8 protein-coding genes are annotated in these 8,438 nt (G+C 71.7%); 4 read left to right on the forward strand and 4 right to left on the reverse strand.

Annotated features, from left to right (window positions below; translation table 11 throughout):
• Positions 1-134 precede the first annotated feature (134 nt).
• Together ACWCPW_RS49065 and ACWCPW_RS49070 are read left to right on the forward strand one after the other, a co-directional pair.
• Complete coding sequence (locus tag ACWCPW_RS49065; RefSeq protein ID WP_449768159.1) at positions 135-464, forward strand: YciI family protein; 330 nt, start codon at positions 135-137, stop codon at positions 462-464.
• Positions 461-2,506 carry a DUF6596 domain-containing protein gene (locus ACWCPW_RS49070; protein WP_449768160.1) on the forward strand — a complete coding sequence of 682 codons (2,046 nt, stop codon included), beginning with the start codon at positions 461-463 and terminating at the stop codon, positions 2,504-2,506. Before ACWCPW_RS49065 ends, ACWCPW_RS49070 begins: the two co-directional genes overlap by 4 nt.
• A gap of 361 nt (positions 2,507-2,867) precedes the next feature.
• Here ACWCPW_RS49070 and ACWCPW_RS49075 read toward each other — a convergent pair whose 3' ends face one another.
• Both ACWCPW_RS49075 and ACWCPW_RS49080 read right to left on the reverse strand, forming a co-directional pair.
• The gene (locus ACWCPW_RS49075) at positions 2,868-3,791 is read right to left on the reverse strand and encodes an NADP-dependent oxidoreductase (RefSeq protein ID WP_449768161.1); all 924 of its coding nucleotides are present in this window, start codon (positions 3,789-3,791) and stop codon (positions 2,868-2,870) included.
• Between the two features lie 50 nt (positions 3,792-3,841).
• The gene (locus ACWCPW_RS49080; protein ID WP_449768162.1) at positions 3,842-4,327 is read right to left on the reverse strand and encodes a luciferase domain-containing protein; all 486 of its coding nucleotides are present in this window, start codon (positions 4,325-4,327) and stop codon (positions 3,842-3,844) included.
• A gap of 110 nt (positions 4,328-4,437) precedes the next feature.
• Here ACWCPW_RS49080 and ACWCPW_RS49085 point away from each other — a divergent pair, with 110 nt between their 5' ends.
• On the forward strand, positions 4,438-4,797 hold the full coding sequence (locus tag ACWCPW_RS49085; RefSeq protein ID WP_449768163.1) for a winged helix-turn-helix transcriptional regulator: 360 nt from the start codon (positions 4,438-4,440) through the stop codon (positions 4,795-4,797).
• A 59-nt stretch (positions 4,798-4,856) separates the two neighbouring features.
• Here the strand turns inward: ACWCPW_RS49085 and ACWCPW_RS49090 are convergent, their stop codons facing one another.
• Positions 4,857-5,780, reverse strand: coding sequence for a phosphotransferase family protein (locus ACWCPW_RS49090; RefSeq protein ID WP_449768164.1), 924 nt, complete (start codon positions 5,778-5,780; stop codon positions 4,857-4,859).
• A gap of 400 nt (positions 5,781-6,180) precedes the next feature.
• On the opposite strand from ACWCPW_RS49090, the gene ACWCPW_RS49095 reads away from it, so the two are divergent.
• Positions 6,181-7,467: a phytase gene (locus ACWCPW_RS49095; protein WP_449768165.1), complete on the forward strand. Its 1,287-nt coding sequence runs from the start codon at positions 6,181-6,183 to the stop codon at positions 7,465-7,467.
• 338 nt (positions 7,468-7,805) lie between these two features.
• Here ACWCPW_RS49095 and ACWCPW_RS49100 read toward each other — a convergent pair whose 3' ends face one another.
• Complete coding sequence (locus ACWCPW_RS49100; RefSeq protein ID WP_449768166.1) at positions 7,806-8,255, reverse strand: winged helix-turn-helix transcriptional regulator; 450 nt, start codon at positions 8,253-8,255, stop codon at positions 7,806-7,808.
• Positions 8,256-8,438: the final 183 nt, after the last annotated feature.

Below are 8,438 nucleotides of genomic sequence, written 5' to 3' on the forward strand. Positions count from 1 at the left end.
TCCTCCGTGGGGCTCGCACCGTCGTCGATCGGCTGATACGACGGGGAATACTCGAATTCCCTGTCACATCGCCGGGACGACGTATCGGCGTGCCCCGGCGATCCGGCCGGGCGAGACGAAACCGGAGGAACACCATGCGCTACCTGATGACGTCCAAGGCCTCGGAGAACGCGAAGGCTCCCGACGAGAAGCTGTTCGCCGAGATGGGCGCCTTCATCGACGAACTCAGCGCCGCGGGCGTGCTGCTGGCCACCGGCGGGCTCGAACCGGGCGGCGTCCGGCTGGTGTCCGAGGGCGGCGAGGTCACCGTCACGGACGGTCCGTTCGCCGAGTCCAAGGAGGCGGTCGTCGGCTTCGCCCTGGTCGAGGTCCGCTCCAAGGAGGAGGCGGTCGAGTTGGGCCGCCGGTTCCGGAGGATCGTCGGTGACGGCGAGAGCGTGATCCAGGAGGTCTTCGGTCCGTGACGGACGTCCACCGCACGGTCGACGCGATCTGGAGGATGGAGTCGGCCCGTATCGTCGCCGCGCTCACCCGCATGGTGCGCGACGTCGGCGTGGCCGAGGAGTTGGCGCAGGACGCGCTGGTCGCGGCGCTGGAACAATGGCCGGAGTCGGGTGTCCCGGACAATCCGGCCTCCTGGCTCACCACCGTCGCCAAGCGCCGCGCCGTCGACCACATCCGCCGCGACCGGCGGACCGCGGAACACGGCGAACACCTCGCGCGCGACCTGGCCGAGCGGCGGCGGTTGCACGACGGTGTCGGCGGTCCCGAGTACGACCTCGGGGCCGCCGAGCCGGAGTCCGAGCAGGACGACGTGCTGCGGCTGATGTTCGTCTCCTGCCACCCCGTCCTGCCGACCGAGGCACGCGTCGCCCTGACCCTGCGGCTGCTCGGTGGACTCACCGCATCCGAGATCGCCCGCGCGTTCCTCGGCGTCGAGCCGCTGATCGCCCGCCGCATCGCGACGGCCAAGCGCACGCTCGCCGAGGAGCGGGTGCCGTTCGAACTCCCGGACGGCGCCGAGCTGGCCGAACGCCTGTCCTCCGTCATGGAGGTCGTCTACCTGATCTTCAACGAGGGCTATTCGGCGACCTCGGGCGAGGACCTGATGCGGCCCGGCCTGTGCCTGGAGGCGCTGCGGTTGGGGCGCCTGCTCGCCGAGTCGATGCCCGACGAGGCGGAAGTGCACGGCCTGGTGGCGCTGATGGAGATCCAGGCGTCCCGTACGGCAGCGCGCACCGGCCCCGCCGGAGAACCCGTCCCGCTGCACACGCAAAACCGGGGACGCTGGGACCAGTTGCTCATCCGCCGCGGCTTCGCGGCGATGTTGCGGGCCCGCACGGCCGGCACGCCCGGCCGGCCCGGCCCGTACGTGTTGCAGGCCGCGATCGCCGTCTGCCACGCCCGGGCGCGCACCGCCGAGGAGACCGACTGGGCGCGGATCGCCGGGCTGTACGCCGCCCTCGCCCGAATCCTGCCCACCGCCGTGGTGCGGCTCAACCAGGCGATCGCGGTGGGAATGGCGGACGGCCCCGCAGCCGGCCTCGCCCTCGTCGACACGCTCACCTCGGACCCCGCACTCCGCGACTACCACCTGCTCCCCGGCGTGCGCGGCGACCTGCTTCTGCGCCTGGGGCGCGGCGAGGAGGCCCGCCGCGACTTCGAGCGCGCGGCGCTGCTGACCCGGAACGTCGCCGAACGCGCCTACCTGACGCGTCGTGCCGAGACGATCCCGTTGGGGGACGCGTCCACACGGACGTTCGGCGAGGCCGTCGACGCGTTTCTGGCCCAAGAACGGCTCGCGCCGGCGACCGCCCGCTCCTACGGACAGACGTTGTGGCGACTGCGGCTCGCCCTGGGCGTGGGGATGCCGCTCACATCGCTGACGGCCGATCAGGTCGCCGGCGCCTTCCGCGTGTCGTGGGGCGGCGTGGCGGCGGCCACCTGGAACCGACACCGCTCCGCCGTACGGGCGTTCGGGGCGTGGACGCACACCCCGGGCCTCGACGCGGCCATCCCCCAGCGGGTGCCCCAACGTCGCCCCGCGCCGGCGCCTGCCCCGGTCCCGCCCGGAACGGCGTGGCCGGGGGACGTGGAAGCCCCGTTGCGGGAGCGCGCGTTGTGGACGCTGCTGCGCGAGTCGGGCGCCACGGTCACCGCCGTACTGGCCCTCGACGTCCAGGACCTCGACCTGCCGGAGCGACGAGCCCGCCGCGCGGACCGGCGGCCGGATCGGCGTGGCCCCGCGTGGATCACCTGGCGCTCCGGAACCGCCGCACTCCTGCCCGAACTCCTGGACGGCCGGCCCCGGGGACCGGTGTTCCTCGCCGACCGGCGCCCTGGACCGGCACGGGCGGCCGTCTTGGGCCCGGACGACATCTGCCCCCGGACCGGACGCGGCCGACTGTCCTACGAGCGCGCCGAGTTCCTGTGCAAGTCGACGACCGGACACTCGCTGCGCCGATTGCGGGACTGGGACGGGAACGCGAACCGGAACGAATCCTGAGCCGGGCCGGGCCGGGTCGGGCCGCGCCAGGCCGGTGCCGGGCCGGGACCGGTGCCGGGCCGGGACCGGTGCCGGGCTGGGACCGGTGCCGGGCCGGGGCCGAGACCCGTGCCGGGCCCGGGACCGAGACCGGTGCCGGACCGGGACCGCTCGCCCCGGCACCGGAGACGTCCCCGGCGCCGTGCCCGCCGGAGAGACCCCTCGGCCTGCCGGCGCGAGCCGACGTCGATGCCGTTGACGATCAGGACGCGGCGGACGTCGGCACCGCCACGTCGGAGTCGGTATACAGGTGCTGCTCGACGCCCGCGCCGCCGGTCGGGCCCCGGCGTGCGACCAGGCGGCGCGACGTCGGTCGGGACGGTCAGATGTGCACGACGAACTTGCCGACCGCGCCGCGTGTGAACTCGGCTATCGCCTGGGGGACCTCGTCGAGGCCATAGGTCCGGGCCACCGGAATCCGCAGGCGTCCGGAGGCGGCCTCCGCGGCAAGCCGCCCCAGGGTCGCGGCGGACGGGTCGGCCATGATCGTTGTCGAGGTGATGCCTCGTGTCACCGCATCCGGGGCGTAGTGCAGCGTCGACGCCAACCGGCCGCCCGGGGCCAGCAGCCCCGCGACAACGGGTCCCTCACCCGCGAGGTGCAGGGCCGCTTGTACGCCGTCCGGGGCTATCGCCTGCACCTGGTCGGGGAGTTCGGCCGGTTCGACGGTGTGGGTCGCGCCCAGTCCGGTGACGAACGCGGCTTGGGCGCCGGGCTCGGCGGTGGCTATCACCGTGCAGCCGCGGGAAGCGGCCAACTGGACGGCGTAGGCCCCCACGCCACCGGTGGCCCCGACCACGAGGACGGTCTCGCCCGGAGCGGGCGACACGGCGTCCACCGCGTTCAGGGCCGCGGTGCCGGCCAGTGCGAGGGCGGCGGCGCGGGTCGGGGCCAGGCCGTCCGGAATCCGGGCCAGACCGTAGTCGGCGTTCACCACGACGTACTGCGCGAAGCTGCCCGGCCCGAGTGCCGGCCGCATGACCACGCCGAACACCGCGTCGCCCACGTTCAACCCGGTCACCCCCGCGCCCGATGCGGCTATTTCGCCGGCGAAGTCCTTGCCGAGAACCACGGGGAAGTCGTACTCCAGCACCCCGCGCATCATCCCGCCGAGCACGCCCAGGTCGAAGCCGTTGAGCGATGCGGCCCGGACCCGCACGAGCACCTCGCCGGGGCCGGGCTCGGGTGTCGGCAGCTCTGTCGACGCGGGGGAATCACCGAAGTCGTGAAACGCCACTGCACGCATGGTCGGCCTTTCTGTGAATGGTGGAGTACAGGTCTGTCGGGCTGCCGAGTTCAGGCACTCGGCGCGGACGGCGGCGACGCGTGCCGCCAGGAGGCGCGCAGGACGGCCGAGGCCAAGGCCAGTTCGTCCTCGTCGCGCGGGGCGTACAGCATGACGATCGTGTCGGGCCATGCGGGGCGCAGACCGATCGGATGCGGCTCGGCCCATCCGGCGCGTGTGAGCGGGTCCAACAGCGGCCGTGGCACGGTCAGGTGCATGAACCCTGCACGGTGCACGTGGGCGAACTCGTCGCGGCTGGGGTGCAGGTACGCCTCCCACGGGCCGGTCGGCCGGTGCAGGCGCAGTGCCAGTGACGACGGCTCGGACACCTGGCTCGGACCGGTGAACACCCCTGGCAGGGCTTCGGCTTCGCGGACCAGGGCCGCCCGGATCCCCGGGGGAGAGAACTGGTCGAGTTGGTCGTGGGGGATCTCCCGGCCGGTGGTCGTCGGCCGTGGGCCGGGACGCGGGAGCGGGGAGGCCGGGTCAAGGCTCATGAGGTGCAGCACTTTCTGTGCGCTGGTTACTTCTTGTGTGCACTCGGAGTCTGGTCGAGAATGCCGATGTGACGGAAGAAGGCACTTTCACCCGCCCAACGCACACCGATGTGCGCGCACCCATCGACGCGTCCCACCCCACCTGCCGACTGCGCGACGTCCTCGACCGGGTCGGGGACAAGTGGAGCGTGCTGGTGATGGATCTCCTCGCCGACGGCCCCAAGCGCTACTCGGAACTCCGGCGCCGCATCGACGGCATCTCCCAGCGCATGCTCACCCTCACCCTGCGCAGCCTCGAACGCGACGGCCTCGTGGACCGCACCGTCACCCCCACCTCCCCGCCCCGCGTCGACTACACCCTCACCGCGGTGGGCGCCACCCTCTCCGACCACGTCGCCGGGCTGATCACCTGGGCCGACGCCCACCGCACCCACGTCGCCGACTCACGCCGGCGCTACGACACCCGCTGACCGCCGCGGACCGGGGTCGGCCTCTCGCTGCCACTTCGCGTCGCGGCCTCGATGTCGCCTCACTTCGTTCCGAACCAGGTTTCGGCGAGGGTGTCCAGGGTTCCTTCGGCGGGTGTGGGAAGTTCGCGCATGTACCAGGGGAGATTGCTGTACCTGTGCAGGAGTGTGTAGGCGAGAAGCACACGGGGATCGAAGTCGCGTCCGTAGGACGTGGTGAGCCTGGTGAGCAGCGCCGGGTCTCCACCCGTGACGAACAGGCCGACTCCGACGAAGTCGTAGGCGTGGTCGCCGATCGCGGCGGGTTCGAAGTCGAAGAGTCCGGTCAGGCGCCAGCCGTCGGGATCGACGAGCAGGTGAGCCCGCATGACTTCGGTGTGCAGGAGGCTGCGGTGCGGGGAGCGCGGCAGGGGTACGGACGCCAGGAATGCGGGAATCTGTTCCAGCCAGGCCTGGGAGAGGCCATGGGCGAGCTGCCGGTCGGTGGCGGTGTCGGTCTGTCGATCGACGAAGGCCCCCCAGTCGCCGGGGCCGAGCACGTCGCCCAGGGGCTCGATGTCGAGCGAGTGAAGAACGGCGAGTGCGGCGCCGATCTCGGTGACCAGTCGTTCGCGGTCCTCCCGGGGCACGCGCTGCCAGGCCCGCGCGAGATTCTCACCGGGCAGTCGGGACATGAGGACGTATTGCCAGCCGTTTTCATACGGACCGAAGTCGCGTACCCGGGGCGTCGGGATCGGCAGTTGCCCCTGGATGTGGGACAGCACGCGGCCCTCGACGACACCGTCATGGGCGGCGGACGAGGGAAACAGCTTGAGGACGTGTTCCGTGCCCACCGCATAGACGGGCTGTGTTCCGTCGGCGAACCGGGTCAGCGGCGCACCCGCGAAACCGAGACGGGCGCAAATATCCTCGGCACCGGGTCGCATCACCGTTTCGTCCGCGACGACGGCGTCCCATTCCGCATCGGTCTTCACTGAAGGCAGCATTCTCGGGACTCTAGGAAACCCCCCTGTGGAGTGCAACGAGGTTGTTGTCCGACGGCAACCGGACCGCACGTCCCCTGGGTCGGGCGTCGTGATGCCCCTGTCGCACCAACGACGGGACACCCGCTTCGTTCACCTCCACCGACTTTCACCGGTCGGACGTACGAGGTCTTGGCAGGGGCGGTGCCACCAGCGTAGACGTCACCCCGCGACGAGTTCGACGGGAATTCCAGGAGCTGTGCCCGTTGGTCCGCCCGCCGCAACGGCGCGTACACCTCCACCGCGAACGACTCCAACCGCCGCATGCGACAACGACAGTTGGAGGCGCCTGTGCACCCAATATTTACCTACCGGTCGGTAGGTGATCGTTGGTGGGCCATCCGGCTGCGCCAGGGTCCGTGACATGAAGATTCGCCACACCACGCGCGCTGCAGCCCTGTTCGCGGCCGTGCTGCTGCCCGCGACACTCGCCTTCCCCGCCGAGGCCGCCCGCCTCCCGGTGGTGCACCCCCGGGCGGAGACCGCCCCACTGTTCGACGACGAGGCGGGCGGCGACGCCAACGCGGACGACCCGGCGATTTGGCGGAACGCCGCCGCCCCGGGCCGCAGCCTGGTGATCGCCACCGCCAAGCAGGGCGGCCTGCGGGTCTACGACCTGGAGGCCCGCCAGGTGCAGACGCTCGCGGCCCCGGCCGGGCCCGGCGAGGACGACGCCCCCGGCCGGTTCAACAACGTCGACCTCCTGCACGGGATGCGCCTCGGTGGCGCCCGCGCCGATCTCGCGGTGGTCACCGACCGCGGCAACGACCGGCTGCGGATCTACCGGATCGACCGCGACCGCCCGGGCGGCCCGCTCACCGACGTCACCGACCCCGCCGTCCGGCCGGTGTTCTCCGCAGACCAGGCGGAGATCAACGAGCAGGCCACCGCCTACGGCCTGGCCACCTGGACCGACCCGCGCACCGGCCGCAGCTACGCGCTGGCCAGCCAACGCAACCGTACCCGGATCGCCTTGCTGGAGCTGACCGCCACCCGGGCCGGCACCGTGACCTACCGTCAGGTCCGTACCCTGGACCTGCCGGCCGCCTTCCCGCTGCCCAACGGCACCACCTGGGCCCCGTGCGGCGAGCCCGGCGAACTCCCGCAGGTGGAGGGCATGGTGGTGGACCCGGCGAACGGCACGCTGTACGCGGGGCAGGAGGACGTCGGCATCTGGCGCATCCCGGCCGACCTCACCGGCCCGCCGGAACTCCTCGACAAGGTCCGCGAGTTCGGCGTGCCGGGCACGTACGACGAGGAGACCGAGGAGTGCACCTCCGGTGCCGACCCGGGCTACGGCGGCCGGCATCTGAGCGCCGACGTCGAGGGCCTGACGCTGCTCACCGAGTCGGACGGCGACGGCTACCTGCTCGCCTCCAGCCAGGGTGACAACACCTTCGTCGCCTACGATCGCGAATTGGACGACGACAATGAGTACGAGGGAGGTTTCCGGATCACCAGCGCCTCCGCCACCTTGGACGGCTCCGAGGTCTGCGACGGCGCCGCCGTCCTGAACGCCCCGCTCGGCGCGCGCTACCCGAAGGGCCTGATGGTCGTCCAGGACGGCCAGGAGACCCCGGGCGACGGCGACCGCGAGGCCACCGGCTTCAAGTTCGTCGACCTGCGCGACGTGCTCGCCGCAATCGACTGAAGCGTGTTGCAAGAAGCCCATGGGCGACGGCCCGCACCGCGTGGCGCGGGCCGTCGCCGCGTCGGTGTGCGGGAAACGAACACTCCGCGCCCCCGGCCGGCGCGCCGGATCGGGTCGACGCCGGTACCGCGCGACCGGTGGGTCCCGTCTTGACCAGTCGGCGCGGGCAGCCGGCCGGCGGTTCGAAAGCGTGGTGGATTCGACGGGTTCGTCCGCGAATTCGCTGACCTGCCCACCCGGCTCGCGGACGCTCTCACGCCGGGAAACCGGTGCGGACTCCACTCACGGAACACAGCCGAACGCCCCGGTTCGTCCGGCTGCGGGTTCAGACCGCAAGCTCAGTGTTCGGCTGCCGCGCGGTGGTGTTCCTCGCGGTGGGCGAGTACTTCGGTCATGTGTGTTTCGGCCCAGTCCTTGAGGCCGACCATGACGCGGTTCAGGGACAGACCGAGTTCGGTGAGCTCGTAGGTGACGGTGACGGGCACGGTGGGCGTGACGGTCCGGGTTACCAGGCCGTCGCCTTCGAGGGCGCGCAGGGTCTGGGTGAGCATCTTCTGGCTCGCGCCCGCGAGCCGGCGGGACAGTTCGGAATAGCGCATCGACCGAGGCCCGTCGCCGTGGTCGACTCCGGGACGATGCGGGCCGTCGCTGCCGAGCGCCGCGAGGATCAACGCGACCCACTTGTCGGAGATCCGTTCGAACAGTTGGCGGCTGGGACAACCCGCCATGAACGCGTTGTAGCTCGTCTTCTCCTCGGCCCGCTGCTGGGCCGCCGTCCGCGTCGACATCGATCGCTCCTTCCCCACCCGATGTGGGCTTACGCACTTTCAAGTGCCGTCTTTCGTCACGAGGTTAACGAAACCAGCATGGAGCACCGAAACGATCACTCCCACCGCGAGGGAACAAAGCCATGAGCACCCGCACTTTCCGCACCGCCGTCGTCCGCGTCCCGAACGGGCCCGACTCGATCG

Source organism: Embleya sp. NPDC001921 (assembly GCF_053594475.1).